Source organism: Planomonospora alba, from assembly GCF_039534085.1.
Classification (GTDB): Bacteria; Actinomycetota; Actinomycetes; order Streptosporangiales; family Streptosporangiaceae; genus Planomonospora_B; species Planomonospora_B alba.
Genome location: NZ_BAAAUT010000003.1, coordinates 168,630 through 186,701, shown reverse-complemented (window position 1 = coordinate 186,701; position 18,072 = coordinate 168,630). Strand labels below are relative to the sequence as shown.

Below are 18,072 nucleotides of genomic sequence, written 5' to 3'. Positions count from 1 at the left end.
CCTACGCCTTCGCCGCCGCGTCGGCCTCCTGGCGGCGCAGCCAGCGGATCTCCGCCTCGATGAAGGCGTCGATGTCGCCGTCCAGCACCGCGCCCGGGTTGCCCGCCTCGGTGCCCGTCCGCAGGTCCTTGACGATCTGGTACGGGTGCAGCACGTAGTTGCGGATCTGGGTGCCCCACGAGGTGGTCGCCTCGCCGCGGATCTCGCTCAGCGCCGCCTCCTCCTCCTGCCGCTTGCGCTCCAGCAGCTTGGACTGCAGGACGGCCATCGCGGTCGCCTTGTTCTGCAGCTGGGAGCGCTCGTTCTGGCAGGAGACCACGATGCCGGTGGGCAGGTGGGTGATGCGGACCGCGGAGTCGGTGGTGTTGACGCCCTGGCCGCCCGGGCCCGAGGAGCGGTAGACGTCGACCCGCAGGTCGTCCTCGTTGATGTCGATGTGGTCGGTCGTCTCGACGACCGGGACCACGTCCACGCCCGCGAAGGAGGTCTGCCGGCGCCCCTGGTTGTCGAACGGGCTGATCCGGACCAGCCGGTGGGTGCCGTGCTCGCCGCGGAGCGTGCCGTAGGCGTAGGGCGCCTTGACCGTGAAGGTCGCGGACTTGATCCCGGCCTCCTCGGCGTAGGAGGTCTCGTAGACCTCCGTCGGGTAGCCCTTGCGCTCGGCCCAACGGAGGTACATCCGCAGGAGCATCTGGGCCCAGTCGGCGGCGTCCACCCCACCGGCCTGCGAGTTGATGGTGACGACCGCCTCACGCGCGTCGTACTCGCCCGAGAGCAGGGTGCGGACCTCCAGCGCGCCGATGTCGCCGCGCAGGGCCTCCAGCTCGCGGCCGGCCTCCTCGCGGGTGTCGGGGTCGTCCTCGGCGTCGGCGAGCTCGTAGAGCACCGCCACGTCCTCCAGCCGCTGCCCGAGGGCCTCGATCCGGTTGACCTCGCCCTGCAGGTAGGACAGCTTGCTGGTGACCTTCTGGGCGCGCTCCTGGTCGTTCCACAGGTCGGGCGCGGCGGCCTGCTCCTCCAGCTCCTCGATCTGCTTGCGCATCGCGTCGAGGTCCAGCACGTCCTGGATGCTCCGCAGCGTGCCGGTAAGCTCGTTGATCTCTTCTGCCGGATCGATGACTGCCACGTCTGTAAAGGGTACGCGACCGCCGCACCCCGTTGTGTACGGCACGGGCCGCCGCCGCGGCGGGCAGGCCATAGCATGGGCGCCGCGGCGGGGAGCATCAGGAGGCGAACGTGCGGGCACAGGGGCGACGACGACTGCTCGCGCTCGCCCTGCCCCTGACGGCGGCCCTGGTGGCGGCGTCGGCGGCCTGCTCCACGTCCGGCGACGCGGCCCCCGGCCCGACCGCCTCGACGCGGGGCGCCTCCCCGGCTCCGGCGTCCTCCGCCCGCCCGCAGGTCACGCTGGAGGAGGCGGGCCGGGCGCTGAAGGAGATCCTCGCCGTCGACGAGGTCCTCGGCTCGGCCGACCCGCAGGTCCTCGCCGACCGCAACCACCTGCTCAAGCAGGCCAGGGACGGGCATCTGGCCCTGGTCCAGGCCGCCTACGACAGCGCGGAGGCCGAGGGCGCGGAGCTCCCCCGCCACACCTGGGGCGAGCCCAGGCTGCTGGTCCCCCGGGTGCAGCGGGGGGCCCTGTGGTTCGCCGCGCTCGTGGACCGCACGGACTCCTCGGGGCAGGCCCGCCCCGTCGTGCTGACGGTGGTGCGGCAGGGCGCCGGCGACTGGCAGGTCAGCTCCCTGTCCCTGCTGGACGACCCGCTCCCGGAGGTCGCCCTGGACGACGAGGGCTACGCCACCGCCCTGGCCGAGGACGACACGACCGTCCAGATCAGCCCCCGGCTGATGGCGCCGCTGCACGCCACGACGGCCGAGGAGGGCACCGCGGGGTTCGCCGCCGGCCTGATCGCCGAGGGCCCGCACACCACCGCGCACGCGGCCGAGATCGCCGCCGCGCGCACGGCGGAGAAGAGGGACGACTGCCTCGGCTACGACTCGATCTTCGCCGCGGCCGGCTACCCGGTCCACGCGCTGCGCACCGCCGACGGCGGGGCCCTGGTGATGTACTCGCTGATCCGCACGACGACCCGGACGGTCAAGGTCGACCCCTGCGCGCCGTACATCGAGATCCCGCGCCAGGCGCGGGGGCTGACGTCGGAGCCCTACGCCCGCGAGGAGCTGCGCACCGTGGAGACGCAGCAGTACGTGAGCGTGGTCCCGGCGAAGAACAGCGGCGGGCTCGCCCGGGTCATCGGCTACCGCGGCGGCATCACCAAGGTGAACGTGTCCTGACGGCGCGGCGGCGGGCCGGGAGGGTGCCCGGCCCGCCGCCGCGCCGCTCCGGGCGGGCCGCCCGGAGCGGCCCCGCGGGGCCCGGCGAGGGCTCAGCCCGCGTGCGGCAGGGCCGTGGAGCCCACCAGCGTGCGGGCGGCGCGCAGCGGCACCGAGAGCGTGGCGAGGTCGAAGTCGTCGCTCTCCCAGATCTCCGAGAGCGTCTGCCGGGCCCGGGCGACCGCCGCCGCGTTCACCTCGCTCCAGTGCGCGAGCCGCTCCTCCGGCGCGAGCCCCGGCTCGCTGTCCGTCAGCACGCTGCGGGTCAGCGCGGCGTGCGCGGCGTACAGGTCGTCGCGGAGCGCGGCCCGGGCCATGGAGTTCCACCGGTCGTCGCGGGGCAGCGCGATGATGCGCTCGCGCAGCCCGGCCAGGCGGAGCCGGTCGGCCAGGTCGAAGTAGACCTCGGCCGCCTCGTCGACCGGGCGGCCGGTGCTCGCGGCGATCTCGACCAGGTCGAAGGTCGAGTAGGCCGGGACCATCGCGGCGACCCGCTCGGCGAGGTCGTCGGGGACGCCGCGGGCGACGAAGGAGTCCCTGCGGTCCTCGAAGGCCGCCAGGTCGGAGCCGGTCAGCAGCTTGGGCAGGTGCGGCAGCAGGCCGTTCATGCCCCCGGCGAAGAATTCCACCGTGGAGGCCAGGTCCAGCGGCGGGCGGCGGTTGCCGAGCAGCCAGCGGGTGCCGCGCTCGCACAGCTTGCGGGCCTCCAGCTCCATGGCGATCTGCGTGGCGACGTCGACCTTGTTGTCGAGCTCCTCGATGGCCCGCCAGAAGCTCGGCAGGTCGAAGACCTCCCGGGTGACGAGGTAGGCCCGGGCGATGTCCACGGTGGAGGCCCCGCTCTCCTCGCCGACCCGGAACAGGAAGGTGGTGCCGCTGGAGTTGACCAGGTCGTTCACCACGCAGGTGGTGATGATCTCCCGGCGGAGCGGGTGGTCGTCCATGAAGGAGCGGAAGCGCGTCCGCAGCGCCGACGGGAAGTAGGACACCAGCCAGGACGCCAGATAGGGGTCGTCGGGCAGGTCGGAGGCGAGGACCTCCGCGTCCGCCACCAGCTTGGTGTAGGCCAGCAGCACCGAGAACTCCGGCGCGGTCAGGCCGAGCCCGGCCTGGCGCCGCTCGGCGAGCACCTTGTCCGACGGCAGGAACTCCAGCCCCCGGTCGACCAGCCCGGCCCGCTCCAGCCTGCGCAGGTAGCGGCCGTGGATGTGCAGCATCTCGGGCGCCTGCGCGCGGGCGGCGGCCAGCACCACGTTCTGGTCGTAGTTGTCCCGCAGGACCAGCTGGGCGACCTCGTCGGTCATGTCGAGGAAGAGCTGGTTGCGCTGCTTGTCGGTGAGCTCGCCGTCGCGGACCGCCCGGTCCAGCAGGATCTTGATGTTCACCTCGTGGTCGGAGGTGTCCACGCCCGCGGAGTTGTCGATGAAGTCGGTGTTGACCAGCCCGCCGCCCAGCGCGTACTCGATCCGGGCGAGCTGGGTCAGGCCGAGGTTGCCGCCCTCGCCGACCACCTTGCAGCGCAGGTCGCGGGCGTCGACCCGCACGCCGTCGTTGGCCTTGTCGCCGACGTCGGCGTGCGACTCCGACGACGCCTTGACGTAGGTGCCGATGCCGCCGTTCCACAGCAGGTCCACCGGCGCCTTCAGGATGGCGCTGATCAGCTCGTTCGGGGTCATGGAGGAGACCCCGTCGGGGATGCCGAGCGCGGCGCGCGCCTGCGGCGAGATCGGGATCGACTTGGCCGTGCGCGGCCAGACGCCGCCGCCCGCGGAGATCAGCTCGGGCGCGTAGTCGGCCCAGGAGCTGCGCGGCAGCGCGAACAGCCGGGTGCGCTCGGCGTAGCCGCGCGCGGCGTCGGGGTGGGGGTCGACGAAGACGTGCCGGTGGTCGAAGGCCGCGACCAGGCGGATGTGCTGGGACAGCAGCATGCCGTTGCCGAACACGTCGCCCGACATGTCGCCGATGCCGACGACGGTGAAGTCGGTGGTCTGCACGTCCGTGCCGAGGGTGCGGAAGTGGTATTTGACCGACTCCCAGGCGCCCCGGGCGGTGATGCCCATGCCCTTGTGGTCGTAGCCGACCGAGCCGCCGGAGGCGAAGGCGTCGCCCAGCCAGAAGCCGTACTCCTTGGCGACCTCGTTGGCGATGTCGGAGAAGGTCGCGGTGCCCTTGTCGGCGGCCACCACCAGGTAGGTGTCGTCGCCGTCGTGCCGGACCGTGTCGGCGGGCGGGACCACCTTGCCGTCGACGAGGTTGTCGGTGAGGTCGAGCAGACCGGAGATGAACATCCGGTAGCAGGCGACGCCCTCGGCCAGCACGTCCTCCCGCCGGCCGGACTTCGGGGGGTTCTTCACCACGAAGCCGCCCTTGGAGCCGGTGGGGACGATGACGGTGTTCTTCACCATCTGCGCCTTGACCAGGCCGAGGACCTCGGTACGGAAGTCCTCCATCCGGTCCGACCAGCGCAGGCCGCCGCGAGCGACCTTCCCGAAGCGCAGGTGCACGCCCTCGACCCGCGGCGAGTAGACGAAGACCTCGATCTTCGGCCGGGGCGGCGGCAGCACGCTGATCGACGGCGAGTCGAGCTTCAGCGCGATGTACGGCTTGCGCTCCCCGCCCGCCCGCTGGAAGTAGTTGGTCCGGAGCGTGGCCTGGATCATCTCCAGGTAGGCCCGCAGGATGCGGTCCTCGTCCAGCGAGGCCACGTCGTCCAGCGCGCCGAGGATCTCCTCGTGCAGCGCGTCGGCCAGGTCGCCGCGGACCTCCTCCGGGCGGGAGGGGTCGAGCCTGGCCTCGAACAGGCGCACCAGCAGCCGCGCCAGCCGTACGTTGCCCAGCAGCGCGCGCTCGATGTAGTCCTGGCTGAAGGCGGTCCCGGCCTGGCGCAGGTACTTGGCGTAGACCCGCAGGATCTCGGCCTGCTCCCAGTTCAGCCCGGCGGCCAGGACGAGCGCGTTGAAGCCGTCGCTCTCCACCCGGCCCCGCCACAGCGCGTCGAACGCGTCCTGGAAGAGCTGCTTGAAGGCGTCCCTGTCCACCTCGGGCGAGGGGGTGTAGCGCAGGCCGAAGTCGTAGATCCAGGCGTCCTTCGTCGCCGGGTCGTTGTCGAGGTCGATCTCGTAGGGGCGCTCGTCGACCACCTCGACGCCCATCCGCTGCAGCAGCGGGAGCACCAGCGACAGGGAGATCGGCTCGCCGATCCGGTACAGCTTGAAGCGGCGCTCGCCCTCCGGCGCGTCGTAGGGCTCGTAGAGGTTCATCTCGATCGCGTCCGGCTCCCGGGCCGCGGCCTCCGCCAGGGCCTCCAGGCGGCGGATGTCCGCCACCGCCATGCGGGCCGGGAAGTCCGCCTTGTAGCCCTCGGGGAAGGCGGCGCCGTAGCGGCGCACGAGCCGGGGGGCGTCCTGCGTCGGGCTCAGCTCCGTGATCGCCGCGGCGAGCTCGTCCTCCCACGAGCGGGTGGCGGCGGCCAGCACGGCCTCCAGCTCGCCCATGTCGACCGCGTCGGTCCCCATCCGCCTGCCCCGCTCGCCGCGGACGACCACGTGCAGGCGGGCCAGCGCCGACTCGCCGATCATCGCGCTGTAGTCGAGGGAGGAGCCGCCGAGCGCCTTGAGGAGGATCTCCTGCATCCGGATGCGGATCTTGGTGGTGTAGCGGTCGCGCGGCAGGTAGATGAGGCAGGAGACGTAGCGGCCGTAGTCGTCCGGCCGGAGGAAGACCTTGACCTGCTTGCGCTCGCGGAGCCGCAGCACGCCGAGCGCGATCGGGAGCAGCTGGTCCACCGAGGTCTGGAACAGCTCGTCGCGGGGGTAGGTCTCCAGGATCTCGATGAGGTCCTTGCCGTCGTGGCTCTCGGCCGGCAGGCCGGCCCGGCCGAGGATCTCGGCGAGCTTGCGGCGGAGCACCGGGATGCGGGTGATCGACTCGCTGTAGGCCGCGTGGGTGAACAGGCCGAGGAACCGGCGTTCGCCGACGACCTCCCCGGCGGCGTCGAAGAGCTTGACGCCCACGTAGTCCAGGTAGGCGGGGCGGTGCACGGTGGCGCGGGTGTTGGCCTTGGTGACGATCAGCATCTGCTGTTTCTCGCGGGCCTTGGCGCGCAGCTCGGGCGGGAGCGCGGCGAAGCTGCCCGAGCCGGCCGTGTCGTGCCGGAGGATGCCCAGCCCGGTCCCGGGCACCGCGCGCAGCTCGTCGCCCTGCTCGCCGCGCTCCAGGCGGTACTCGCGGTAGCCGAGGAAGGTGAAGTGCCCGTCGGCGAGCCAGCGCAGCAGCTCCGTGTCGTCCTCGGCCGCGGCGGGCTCGATCGGCGGCGGGGCGACGCAGACGTCCTCGGCGGTCCGCACGGCCAGCGCCCGCATCTTGGGGAAGTCCTCGACCGCGTAGCGCACGTCCGACAGGACCCGCTGCAGGTCGGTCTCGAGCCGCCGGAGCACCGCGGGGTCGGCCTGCCGGTCGATCTCGAAGTGCATCCAGGACTCGACGAGCGTCTGCCCGGCGGCGTCCTCGTCCCCGTCGAGCAGCCTGCCGGTCACGTCCCGGCGCACCCGCATCTGCGGGTGGATGATCAGGTGGGTGCCGATGTCGTGCCGGTTGAGCTCCATCGTCACCGAGTCGACCAGGAAGGACATGTCGTCGGTGACCACCTCGACGACCGAGCGGCCGGGGTCCCAGCCGTGCTCCTCCAGGTTCGGCGTGTAGGCCCGCACCAGGGCCCGGCCCGCCGGGCGCCGCTCGGCGAGCTGCCGGTGGGCGGTCGCGGGGCCGTACACGTTGACCGGGTCGCGGTCCAGCAGGTCCTCCGGCGCGACGTGCCGGTAGTAGAGCCGCAGGAAGGCGAGCGCCTCCTCGGCGCTGCCGCAGTCGCCGCCGGGTGTGTGCGCGCAGCTGGCCGCGGCACTCCTCAGCAGCTCGTCTTTGGCCTCTTCGAGCGGCATGTCGCTCTCACTCCTTTGTGAGGTGCTCGTTGTTCTGGTCGGACCCGCGCCGGCGTCCGTGGTACCCGTACAGGGGAGATGATGCTCGGTCCCCGGACGCGGTGGCGGACGCTCGCACCGATCTCCGTTGACCGGGGCCCCGCCACCGTTCCCGATACCACCTGAAAAGTCGCGAAACGTCAACGTGACGGCCGGTCACCGGGCCCGGCGCCGCCCGTCCTGAACGGGCGGCGCCGGGCGCCGGGACCGGCCCGGAGAAGCGGGCGGCCGCCGCAGGGACCACTGCCCCCGGCGCGATCCGATATGCCCGCGTAAAAAACGGGTCATCGAAAACTTGCCACAGCCGACCGGCAAACGCGTGGTCAGATGCGGGATCGGCACCCCGTACCTCAGTAGCATCGAGAAGCTCGCGGACACCGGGGTTTTCGCATTCCCGAGACGATCCGAATCCATTCCGGAACCACATTCAAGAAAGGCGGGCACGCCCTTTCCGGAGATCGGCGCGGAATTCACGGTGTCAAAGGGACCTCCGGCCCGGGAGGAATCCCGGCGCTGCCCGGACCGGTCGCGGAGCCGGCGTCCGGCCCGCCCCCGGCCGCCGGGGACGGGCGCCCGGCCGGTGGCGCCCCCGCACCGCCGCGGCAGCACCCAGCGGACCCAAGGAGATCACCACAATGATCGGCTTCATGCCAGGAACGAGGCGGACGTGACCGGGCGACCGGCGGCCATGCCGTACATCCTGATGTACCACTCCGTGTCGCGGTACGACAGCGACCCGCACCGCATCACGGTCTCCCCCCGGCGCTTCGCCGCCCAGATGGCCTGGCTGAAGCGGCGCGGGCTGCGCGGGGTCTCGGTACGGGAGCTGCTGGTCGCCGAGGCGTCCGGCCAGGCCCACCGGATGGTCGGGCTGACCTTCGACGACGGGTACGCCGACTTCGCGACCGAGGCCGTGCCCGTCCTGCTCCGGTACGGCTTCACCGCCACCGTGTTCGCGGTCGCCGGGATGCTGGGCGGCGACAACGCGTGGGCCCGGGACTGCCCGCGCAAGCGGCTGATGACGGCGGCGGACCTGCGCCGGGTGGCCGGCGCGGGCATGGAGGTCGGTTCGCACTCGGTCCGCCACACCTCCCTGGTCGGCGCCGCCGACGCCGAGCTGGAGATGGAGCTCAAGGAGAGCCGGGTGGTCCTGGAGGAGGTGCTGGACCGCGAGATCGCCGGCTTCTCCTACCCGTACGGCCACGTGGGCCTGCGCGAGGCGGACTCGGTCCGCTCGGCCGGATACTCCTACGCCTGCGCCATCTGGCGCTCGGAGAGCAGCGGGCGGCACGCGCTCGCGCGGACCCCCGTCGGGGACTCCGACGGGCCCCTCCGGCTGCGCGCCAGACGCCTCCTGCACGACCTGCGGTGGGGGCGCGCATGAGGGTCCTGCACGTCATCACCGATCCGTCCGCCGGAGGGGGCGGGCGGCGGCTGCGGTCCCTGCTGCCGCACCTGGACGCCGAGTGCGAGATCGCCGTGCTCACCGCCGCGGCCCCGGACGCCTCCGGCGAGGCCGTCGCCGCCGGCGTGCCCGTGCACCGGGTGGGCGGGCGGGGTCCGCGCGCCGTGCGCCGGCTGGCCCGCCTGATGCGGGCCGGGCGCTACGACGTGGTGCACACCCACCGCTATCCCGCCTGCGTGTACGGGCGGATCGCGGCACGCCTGGCCGACGTCCCCGCGGTCGTCTCGACCGAGCACTCGGCCGGCGAGGACCGGATCGGGGGACGCCGCGCGGGCGCCGGGGTCCGCGGCCTGTACCGGGCAGCCGAGGCGCTGGGCGACGTGACCGTCGCGGTCTCGATGACCGTGGCCGACCGGCTCGCCCGCTGGGGGGTGCCGCGCTCCCGGATCGAGGTGATCCCCCCCGGGATCGACGCCCGCTTCTTCCGCTACGACCAGCGCCTGCGGCACGAGGCGCGGGACCGGCTGGGCATCCCGCGGGACGCCCACGTCGTGGGCGGGGTGGGGCGGCTGGAGCCCGGCAAGCGCTTCGACGTCCTGCTGGAGGCCGTGGCGGGTCTCGACGGGTCCGTCCTGGTGCTGGCCGGCGAGGGGAGCGCCCGCTGGGCGCTCGCCGAGCGCGCCCAGGCACTGGGGATCAAGCGGCGGGTGGTGTTCGCCGGGGAGTCCGCGGACGTGCCCGCGCTGCTGTCGGCCTTCGACGTGCTCGCCGCCCCCTCGGAGGAGGAGGCGTTCGGAACGGCCGTCGTCGAGGGGCTTGCGGCGGGGCTGCCCGTCCTCTACTCCTGCTGTCCCGCCCTGGAGGAGCTGCCGTCGCTCGCCGCCCCCGGCGCCCGGCGCGTGCCCTCGGACGCCGGCCGCCTCCGCGCCGAGCTGGGCGCGCTGGCCGCCGCCGGTCCGCTCCGGCTCCCGACTCCCCCCGCCGTCGCCCACTACGACGTCCGGCGGCACGCGGCGCTGACGGCGACGCTGTACGAGCGCCTCCTGCAGGAGGTCTCCCCCGCCGCCCTCGCCGCGTCCGCCCCGCGGGAAGCACCTCCGGCGACGCAGAGGCGGGCACGGCCGGGCACGCCGCCCGCCCCGGTGCGCCCCGCCGAGCCCGAGACGACCCTGAGGAGGGCGCAGGCATGACCGTCCGACCACAGGCATGGCCTGCGGGCCTGGCGCCCTCCGTGCTCCACGTCAGCCGCCCCGCAGACGGCGGCGTCGCGGCGTACGTGGCCGCCCTCGCCGCCGACCAGGCCCGGCGCGGCTGGAACGTGGCCGTCGCCTGCCCCGGGCACGGGTACCTGCCCGGGGAGCTGGCCGCGCTCGGGGTGCCGTGGCTGCGCTGGGACACGGCCGCCGCGCCCGGGGCCGGGACCCCGGGCGAGGCCCGGCGGCTGCGGCGCCTGATCGACCTGTTCGCCCCGCACGCCGTCCACCTGCACTCCTCCAGGGCCGGGCTGGTGGGCCGGGCGGTTCTCCGCGGCCGGATCCCCACGCTGTTCCAGCCGCACGGCTGGTCGTGGACGACCCGCGGACCGGTGGCGGAACGGGCGGCCCTGCTCTGGGAGCGGACCGCCGCGCGCTGGGCGGACCTGCTGGTGTGCGTGGGCGAGGGCGAGGCGGCGCTCGCCCGCCACCACCGCCTGCGGGGCAACCTCGTCACCGTCCGCGGCGGGGTGGACCTCGACCGGTTCCGCCCCGCCGACGCCGGGGCCAGGAGGGCCGCCCGGCGGCTGCTCGGCGTCCCCGAGCACGCCCCGCTGGCGGTGTGCCCCGGCCGGGTGACCCGCGACGGGGGGCAGGACCTGCTGGTCGGCGCCTGGGAGCGGGTCACCCGGGTCTGCCCGGGGGCCCGCCTGGCGGTCGTCGGCGACGGCGACCTCCTGCCCGCCCTGCGCGCCGCGGCCGCGCCGGAGGTCGTCCTCACCGGAGCCGTCGACGACGTCCGCCCCTGGTACGCGGCGGCCGACGTGGTGGTCCTGCCCGCCCGCGGGGAAGGGCCGTCACCGGTCGCGCCGGTCGCGCTGGAGGCGCTGGCGAGCGGCCGGGCGCTGGTCGCCGCCGCCGTCCCCGGGCTCGCCGGGCTCGTCACCCCCCGGACCGGCGCCCTCGTGCCGCCCGGGGACGCCGGCGCCCTGGCCGGGGCGGTCGCCCTCCGGCTCCGCCACCCGGCCCTCGCCCACCAGGAGGGGCAGGCGGCGCTCGCCCGGGCGGCGGACTTCGGCCTCCGGCCGGTGCTGGACCGGCTGGCCGCGCTGACCTCGCGCGTCATCCGCGGCGGGCACGGGGACGCGGCACCGGCCGCCGGGAGGCTCGCCGACGGCGTCTCCGTCTCCCGGTGGGACGCGGACGGGGACGGGCGGGACGGCGGGCGCCGCGGTGCCTCCGCGGGCGGCGCCGCCCGGCGGTAGGCGCCGGGCCGCACGGTGCCGGGTGCGCACGCCGGACCCGGGCGGCGGCCTCGCTCCCTGCGGGGAAATGTCCGGCTCGGCGGGTGAAGGCCGACATCGATGCATATCAGAGAAACGCCGCCGACGATTAACCGGTATCCCCGGAGAGCTTATATAGTGAGCGGCCATATCGATGGCCCAGTTCGACGGAAGCATTATGGCGGGCGCATTCATGAGCACGACCGAGCGGGCGGGGCACGGCCCCTCGCGTGCCTGCCGCGCGGCCCGGAGCTGCGCCGCCGCACCGGCCGGACCGGCTCCCCACCGGGGCCCGGGCCGGGACCGCCCGATGCTCCGGCGACGGAGCCTCCCCTTCCGTGGCGATGGCGAGACGGACCCCGAAACGAGGCTTTAAACACCTCCGGCGGCGCGTCCGAGGCCTTTCCACGGGACCGCGTTAGAATTTTCGCAGCATTTTGGAAACAAGGGGCCAACCGCGGTTCGGTTCCTTTACGGGGGATTCAAGTGAACAAGGAGAAGATATGCGCACGCCGGTGATCGACGTCGCCGTCGTCGGAGCGGGCCCCTACGGGCTCTCCGTCGGAGCCCACGCCGTCGCAGCCGGGCTGGACGTGCGCGTCTACGGCCGTCCCATGGAGACGTGGGAGCGGAACATGCCCCGGGGGACGCTGCTCGCGTCGGAGCCGGCCGCCTCCGACCTCGCCGACCCGGACCGGAGCTACGGGCTCGACGCCTACTGCCGCCCGCGCGGCCTGCCCTGCGCCTACGGCGTGCCCGTCCCCGCGGAGACGTACGCCGACTACGGCAAGTGGTTCCGGGCCCGCACCGTCGGGGACGCCCTCGATCCCTCCTCCGTGACCGAGGTCCGCGCCCAGGGACGGCTGTTCGCCGTCGACCTGTCGACGGGGCAGACGGTCATGGCCCGCGCGGTCGTGCTGGCGCTGGGCTTCCTGCCGTTCGCCCACCGGCCCGCCGTGCTCTCCGGCCTGCCCGCCGAGGCGTGCACGCACAGCTCCGAGCACCACGACCTGTCGGCGTTCGCCGGCCGCGACGTCACCGTGGTGGGCGCCGGGCAGTCCGCCCTGGAGACCGCGGCCCTGCTGCTGGAGGCCGGGGCCCGGCCGCGGGTGGTGACCCGGGTCAACACCCTGCTCTGGAACGACGAGCCCGAGACGGACGCCTCCGTGCTCCGGCGGCTGCTCTCCCCCGTCTCCGGCCTGGGCACCGGCTGGAGCTCGTGGGTCTGGTCGGAGCTTCCGGGCGCCGTCCGCCGCCTCCCGGCGGCCACCCGCCACCGCCTCGTCCGCACGGCCCTGGGACCGGCCGGGGCGTGGTGGCTGCGCCGGCGGTTCGACGGGAACGTCCCGGTGGTCCTGGGCCAGACGCTGGCCGGCGCGGTCTGCGGCGACGAGGTGGTCCTGAGCCTCCGCAACGAGAACGGGCGCGTGCGGACCCTCCACACCGAGCACGTGATCGCCGCCACCGGCTACCTGGTGGACGTCGAGCGGATGGACGTCCTCGACGGGAACCTGCGCTACGCCATCCGGCGCACCGGGACCTCGCCCCTGCTGACGAAGGACTTCGAGACCTCGGTGAGCGGCCTGTTCGCCGTGGGCCTGGCGGCGGCCGACACGTTCGGCCCGGCCATGCGGTCCGTGTACGGCGCGCGGTTCGCCGCCCGCCGGGTGACGCGCGGCCTGGTCGCCGCCGTGCGGGCGCGCTCGATGCTCTCCGGCGTCGCCGCCCAGGCGGCCAGGCAGCGGGAGTACATCGGCTGACCGCCCGCGCGGGGGGCGCCGCAGGGGATGGGGAGGACCTTCCCCCGGGATCCGGTCCTCCCCGCTCCCGCGGCGGGTCGCGGCCGGGTCCGCCGGCGGGCCTGACCCCCGGACGGCGGGCCCGGGCGTCAGGCCGCCCGGGGACCGGGGCACGCGCTCCGGACGGCCCCAGCCGTACAGCGGTGAAATCCGATGGACCGGGCACGGACCGGTCGGCAGGATCGAGCGGTATGCGGCACTTCCCGATCCTCCGGCTCCGGGTGACCACGCCCCGGCTCGAACTGCGCCTGCCCTCGCCCGACGACCTCGACGCCCTCGCCGACCTGGCCGCCGAGGGAGTGCACGACCCGGAGCTCATGCCGTTCGCCGTCCCCTGGACCGACGCCGAGCCCGCCGAGCGCGCCCGCGGCACGATCCAGTGGCAGTTCCGCCAGTGGTCGGCCTGGTCGCCGGAGAGGTGGGGCTGCTCCTTCGTCGTCGTCTCGGACGGGCGGGTCGTGGGGACCCAGGAGATCGCGGGTGCCGGCTTCGCTGTCACCCGGGAGGTCTCGACGGGCTCCTGGCTGGGCCGGCGCTTCCAGGGGAGGGGCATCGGCACCGAGATGCGCACCGCCGTGCTCCACCTGGCCTTCGACGGCCTGGGCGCCCGCTACGCGACCTCCGGCGCGTTCGCCGACAACCACGCCTCGCTCGCGGTCTCCCGCAGGCTCGGCTACCGCGACGACGGCTTCGAGGTCCTCAGCCGCCGGGGCGAGGCCGCCGAGTCACGGCGCTTCCGCCTGTTCCGCGAGGACTGGACCACTCCGCCGGGTTTCGGGATCCACGGCCTCGGCCCCTGCCTGCCCCTCTTCGGGGTGGACCCGGCGGCGTGAGCGGTCACCGGGGCGGGCGCATGCCGTACGGCGCGGGCGGACCGACCCCCTGCCCGGGGACGGACGGTGCGGACCCTGCTCACGGCCGGAGACGTGGCCCGGTCTCCCGGCCGCCCGCGCCTCAGCGGATCACTGAAGCACAGGTCGGTGACCTGCGCTTCAGTGATCCGCGCCCGTCTCAGGACTCCGGGGTGAAGTGGGCCAGGACCTCGGGGTTGGCCATGGCGTCTGGGTTGGCGGCCTTCTCCACCGGGGTGCCGAGGAGGATCTTGCGGACCGGGACCTCCAGCTTCTTGCCGCTCAGCGTGCGCGGGATGCCGGGCACCTGGGTGATCTCGTCGGGGACGTGCCGCGGGGACAGCTCGGTGCGCAGCGCCGCGCGCAGGCGCGCCACCAGGTCGCCGGTGAGCTGTGCGCCCTCGGCCATGGTGACGTAGAGCAGCAGCCGCCCCTCCTGGCCGAGCTGGCCGGTGTCGATCACCAGGCTGTCGGCGATCTCCTCGAACCGCTCGACCACCCGGTAGAACTCGCTGGTGCCCATCCGCACGCCGCCCCGGTTCAGGGTCGAGTCGGAGCGGCCGTAGATCACGCAGCCGCCGTCGGGCAGGATCTTGATCCAGTCGCCGTGCCGCCAGACGCCGGGGTAGTCGGCGAAGTAGCTCTCCCGGTACCGCGAGCCGTCGGGGTCGTTCCAGAACATGACCGGCATGGACGGCAGCGGCACGGTCAGCACCAGCTCGCCCACCTCGCCGACGACCGGCTCGCCGGACGGGTCGAACGACTCCACCTTCGCGCCCAGGCAGCGGCAGGGGATGACGCCCGCGCGGACCGGCAGCAGCGGCACCGCGCCGACGAAGCCGGTGCACACGTCGGTGCCGCCGGAGAACGAGCCGAGCTGGACCCGCGGGAGCTTCTCGTGCACCCAGGCGAAGCCCTCCGGCGGGAGCGGCGAGCCGGTCGAGCCGAGGCCGCGCAGCCGCTCCAGCCCGGCCGGCTCCACCCCCGCCTTCATCGAGGCGATGATGTACGGCGCGCCGGTGCCGAAGTAGGTGACGCCCTCCTCCGCGGCCACCCGCCACAGGGCGTCGGTGGCCGGATGGGCGGCCGAGCCGTCGTAGAGCAGCACCGCCGAGCCGACCAGCAGGCCGCCGATGAGGTAGTTCCACATCATCCAGCCGGTCGTGGTGTACCAGAAGAACAGGTCGTCCGGGCCGAGGTCCTGGTGGAAGGAGAGCGCCTTGAGATGCTCCAGCACCACGCCGCCGTGGCCGTGCACGATCGGCTTGGGCAGCCCGGTGGTGCCGGAGGAGTACAGGATCCACAGGGGGTGGCCGAAGCCGACCCGCTCGAAGGCCAGCGGCCCGTCGTCCGCGCGCAGCTCCGCCCAGTCCAGCACCCGCGGCCCGGCTCCGCCGCCCCCGCCCGGCTCCGCCGCGGCCCCTGCGGGGGAGGGCAGGCGGACCCGCGCGGCGAGGGTGGGGAGCTTGGCGGCGATGTCGGCCACGACCCCGGAGCGGTCGAAGCGCCTGCCGCTGTAGTCGTAGCCGTCCACCGCCAGGAGCACCTTCGGCTCGATCTGGGTGAAGCGGTCGATCACGCTGGGAGCGCCGAAGTCCGGCGAGCAGGAGGACCAGATCGCCCCCAGGGAGGCGGTGGCGAGGAAGGCGACGAGCGTCTCCGGCGTGTTCGGGGCGTAGGCGGCGACCCGGTCGCCCCGGCCGACCCCCAGCGCGGCCAGGCCGGTGCGCACCCGCGCGACCTCGGCGGCCAGCTCACCCAGCGTGAGGGTGCGCCGCGCGCCCGCCTCGTCGCGGAAGACCACCGCGAGCCGGCCGGGCTCGGCGGCGGCGCGGCGCAGGGCGTTCTCCGCGTAGTTCAGCGTCGCCCCTGTGAACCATTCGGCGCCGGGCATCGTCCCTGATATGACGGGCCCGTCACCACGCTCCCCCACCACGTCGAAGTAGTCCCAGACGGAGGTCCAGAACTCCTCCGGGCTGTCCACCGACCACTGCCAGAGCCCTTGGTAGTCGATCGGCCTGCCGAGCCACTCCATGTAACGGGTGACCTTGGCGTCCTTCGTGATGTCCGGGGTGGGTTCCCAGAGCAGCGCACCTTCCTCAACCATGCCCCCCATCCTCGCGGTGCTCCGCCCGGATGTCATCCCCGGTCCCCACACACCGGCGCCGTCCGGCATGTGGGCCGGCCACGTGACGCGGGTCTCCGCCCCCGGGGCGGACCCGGCGGTGCGCGGGCCGGGGGGCGTTCCGGAGTCGGGCCGCGCGGCGCGCCGGCTCCTGCCTCCGGGCGCGCCCGGGATCAGGAGCGCAGCCGCTCCACGGCGATCCGCGCCGCGGTGCCGATCACCGCGTCGGCCCGCGGCTGGTTCTGCGCGGTGCCGTACGAGCGGGTGAAGACCGCCACCGCGTAGCGCCCCCCGTCGGGGTACTCCACCACGCCGGCCTCGTTGCGGAGCGTCGGCAGCGTGCCGGTCTTGCCGCTGACCGCCACGTCGTCGTAGGGGAAGCCCGAGGCCAGCCGGTGCGGCCAGACCTGCAGGCCCAGCAGGCGGCGCATCCACGCGCAGGACTCCGGCGAGGCCGCCTCGTCCCGCCAGATCATGCCGAGCAGCCGCGTCGTCTCGCGGGGGGTGCTCCGGTTGGTGCGGGCCGGGTCGAGGACCCGCAGGCGGGCGACCACCGCGGGCTCGGTCGACATGTCCTCCTGCCCGGTGTCCTCCACGATGCTCGCCAGCAGCCCGGCGCAGTCGTGCTCCACCCACGTCCGGGTCAGGCCGAAGGAGGCGAGCATGGTGTTGACCGCCGCCAGTCCGACCCGGCCGATCAGGGCGTCGGCGGCGGTGTTGTCACTCACCGCGATCATCAGGTAGGCCAGGTCGCGCAGGGAGATCGTCACGTCGTCGGCCATCGCCGACACCCCGGTGGGCCCGGGGGTGTGGCGGTCCGCCATGACCGTGACCCGCTCGGCCGCGTCCAGCTCCCCCCGGTCCACCTGCCGGAAGAACTCCACCAGCAGCGCCAGCTTGAACACCGAGGCCAGGACCACGGGCTCGTCCGCGCCGTGCCCGACCTCCGCCCCGGTGTCCAGGTCCACGGCGTGCAGGAACCCGGTGACGCCCGCCGCGCGGAACAGCCCGTCGAAGTCCGTCACGCCCGCATCCTCCGTGCCTGCGACCTCCCGGGCGTCCCGGGTGTCCTCCGTGCCCGGCCCGTCCCCCGGGCCACCGCGCCGGTCATGCCAGGAACCCCGTGGCCGGGCGGGTCCGCACCCGCCGCACCGGCGCCGCGCCGTCGTCCGTCATCCCGGCTTCCTCCTTCAGCACCCGTACGGCCACCGCAGCGAAGACCCCGGCCGCCGGCCCCGCCTCCCCCCGCCAGGCGGTGGAGATCCGCCAGTTCAGGGGGTCGCCCAGGAGCGGGCGCCAGCGCAGCCCGGGCAGTTCCACGCGCGGCCCGAAGGCGATGGCCGTACCGGCCATCACCAGGCCGAGGGTCTGCGCCTCGTGCACCTCCTCCGGGACGAACCCGTGGCGGCGGCACTCGGTGAGCGTCTCCTCCCGCAGGCCCGGCTCCCCGGGGAAGAGCACGAGCCGGCGCCCGGCCAGGTCGGCCAGGTGCACCGACGACACGGCCGCGAGCGGGTCCGACTCGGCCAGCACCACCCCCGGGCGCTGGACGAGCACCGGGCCGAAGCTCAGGCCGGGGGCGGTGACCGGATGCCGGACCACGCCCACGTCGAGGGTGCCGGCGGCGAGTCCGGCCACCTGGTCGGTGCTCCACATCTCGGCGGGCGCGAGCCGTACCCCGCGGTCCGCCTCCCGGAACCCGTCGATCAGTGCGGCGATCACCGACGAGCCCAGGTCCGGGGGGACCCCGACCCGCAGGACCTGGCCCTCGCCCCGCTCCGCGAGGGCGCGCAGCCGCTCGACCCGGGCGACGATCTCCCGGGCCTCGGGCAGGAGCGCCTGCCCGGCCGGGGTCAGCCGCACCTGGCGGCTGGACCTGTCGAACAGCCGCACGCCCAGTTCCTCCTCCAGTCGGCGGATGCGCTGGCTGAGCGGCGGCTGCGCCATGCCGAGCCGGACGGCGGCGTTGCCGAAGTGCAGTTCCTCCGCGACGACGGTGAAGTAGTACAGGTGCTTCACCAGGTCCATGAGCAGGGATGATATCTCTTTCATTATTACTTCGCGACATATATCAGTATTGGACACACGAATGGTTCCTCTGGTCTC

Annotated in this window: 11 protein-coding genes; 6 read left to right on the top strand and 5 right to left on the bottom strand. The window is 74.2% G+C overall.

Annotated features, from left to right (window positions below; translation table 11 throughout):
• Nucleotide 1: 1 nt before the first annotated feature.
• Entirely contained in the window at nt 2-1,126 is a 1,125-nt protein-coding gene (gene prfB, locus ABD823_RS02915) for a peptide chain release factor 2 (RefSeq protein ID WP_344855585.1), read from the bottom strand.
• Between the two features lie 110 nt (nt 1,127-1,236).
• On the opposite strand from prfB, the gene ABD823_RS02910 reads away from it, so the two are divergent.
• Nucleotides 1,237-2,295 carry a DUF8094 domain-containing protein gene (locus tag ABD823_RS02910; RefSeq protein WP_344855582.1) on the top strand — a complete coding sequence of 353 codons (1,059 nt, stop codon included), beginning with the start codon at nt 1,237-1,239 and terminating at the stop codon, nt 2,293-2,295.
• Between the two features lie 92 nt (nt 2,296-2,387).
• Here ABD823_RS02910 and ABD823_RS02905 read toward each other — a convergent pair whose 3' ends face one another.
• Nucleotides 2,388-7,271 (bottom strand): NAD-glutamate dehydrogenase, encoded by a 4,884-nt coding sequence (locus tag ABD823_RS02905; protein WP_344855579.1) that lies wholly within the window; start codon nt 7,269-7,271, stop codon nt 2,388-2,390.
• Nucleotides 7,272-7,977: 706 nt separating this feature from the next.
• Here ABD823_RS02905 and ABD823_RS02900 point away from each other — a divergent pair.
• From ABD823_RS02900 to ABD823_RS02880, 5 genes are all read left to right on the top strand, one after another.
• Nucleotides 7,978-8,694, top strand: coding sequence for a polysaccharide deacetylase family protein (locus tag ABD823_RS02900; RefSeq protein WP_344855577.1), 717 nt, complete (start codon nt 7,978-7,980; stop codon nt 8,692-8,694).
• Nucleotides 8,691-9,905 (top strand): glycosyltransferase, encoded by a 1,215-nt coding sequence (locus tag ABD823_RS02895; RefSeq protein ID WP_344855575.1) that lies wholly within the window; start codon nt 8,691-8,693, stop codon nt 9,903-9,905. Before ABD823_RS02900 ends, ABD823_RS02895 begins: the two co-directional genes overlap by 4 nt.
• Nucleotides 9,902-11,173, top strand: a complete 1,272-nt coding sequence (locus ABD823_RS02890; RefSeq protein WP_344855573.1) for a glycosyltransferase — start codon at nt 9,902-9,904, stop codon at nt 11,171-11,173. Before ABD823_RS02895 ends, ABD823_RS02890 begins: the two co-directional genes overlap by 4 nt.
• A 521-nt stretch (nt 11,174-11,694) precedes the next feature.
• Nucleotides 11,695-12,951 (top strand): NAD(P)-binding domain-containing protein, encoded by a 1,257-nt coding sequence (locus tag ABD823_RS02885; RefSeq protein WP_344855571.1) that lies wholly within the window; start codon nt 11,695-11,697, stop codon nt 12,949-12,951.
• Nucleotides 12,952-13,181: 230 nt separating this feature from the next.
• The gene (locus tag ABD823_RS02880; protein WP_344855569.1) at nt 13,182-13,823 is read left to right on the top strand and encodes a GNAT family N-acetyltransferase; all 642 of its coding nucleotides are present in this window, start codon (nt 13,182-13,184) and stop codon (nt 13,821-13,823) included.
• A gap of 178 nt (nt 13,824-14,001) precedes the next feature.
• Here the strand turns inward: ABD823_RS02880 and ABD823_RS02875 are convergent, their stop codons facing one another.
• The 3 genes from ABD823_RS02875 to ABD823_RS02865 all read right to left on the bottom strand — a co-directional run bounded on the left by ABD823_RS02875 (nt 14,002) and on the right by ABD823_RS02865 (nt 17,994).
• The gene (locus tag ABD823_RS02875; RefSeq protein WP_344855566.1) at nt 14,002-15,948 is read right to left on the bottom strand and encodes an acetoacetate--CoA ligase; all 1,947 of its coding nucleotides are present in this window, start codon (nt 15,946-15,948) and stop codon (nt 14,002-14,004) included.
• A 191-nt stretch (nt 15,949-16,139) separates the two neighbouring features.
• Nucleotides 16,140-16,991, bottom strand: coding sequence for a serine hydrolase (locus ABD823_RS02870; protein ID WP_344855564.1), 852 nt, complete (start codon nt 16,989-16,991; stop codon nt 16,140-16,142).
• Between the two features lie 82 nt (nt 16,992-17,073).
• Nucleotides 17,074-17,994 carry a LysR family transcriptional regulator gene (locus tag ABD823_RS02865; RefSeq protein WP_344855562.1) on the bottom strand — a complete coding sequence of 307 codons (921 nt, stop codon included), beginning with the start codon at nt 17,992-17,994 and terminating at the stop codon, nt 17,074-17,076.
• Between the last annotated feature and the right edge of the window lie 78 nt (nt 17,995-18,072).